Origin of the sequence: Acinetobacter sp. (assembly GCF_036666595.1) — a bacterium.
In the GTDB taxonomy this organism is placed as follows: domain Bacteria; phylum Pseudomonadota; class Gammaproteobacteria; order Pseudomonadales; family Moraxellaceae; genus Acinetobacter.
In genome coordinates, this window is sequence record NZ_JAVWVO010000066.1 from 1 (window position 1) to 251 (window position 251).

Annotated in this window: 1 protein-coding gene; it reads right to left on the bottom strand. The window is 39.0% G+C overall.

The window, feature by feature from the left end; all coding sequences use genetic code 11:
- Positions 1-251 (bottom strand): aminotransferase class III-fold pyridoxal phosphate-dependent enzyme (locus RR876_RS16780; protein WP_332637166.1); only part of this gene is annotated, 251 nt, incomplete at both ends.

Consider the following 251-nt stretch of genomic DNA (forward strand, 5'->3'; position numbering starts at 1 on the left):
GGGTAATTTCAAGTAATAATTTTCCAAGTTGAATTGCAGGGTCATGCGTGAAACCACCAAACATAATATGTGACATATTTTGTAATTGGTTTATTACAGCTTGATTCAGTTCAGGATGATTATAACCATGAATCGCACACCACCATGACGACATACCATCTATGAGTTGGCGACCATCTTCAAGCTCAATCGTTGCGCCATAAGCCTTTTTGACTTTAAACGTCGGCAGCGGATTCGTCATAGAAGTATAA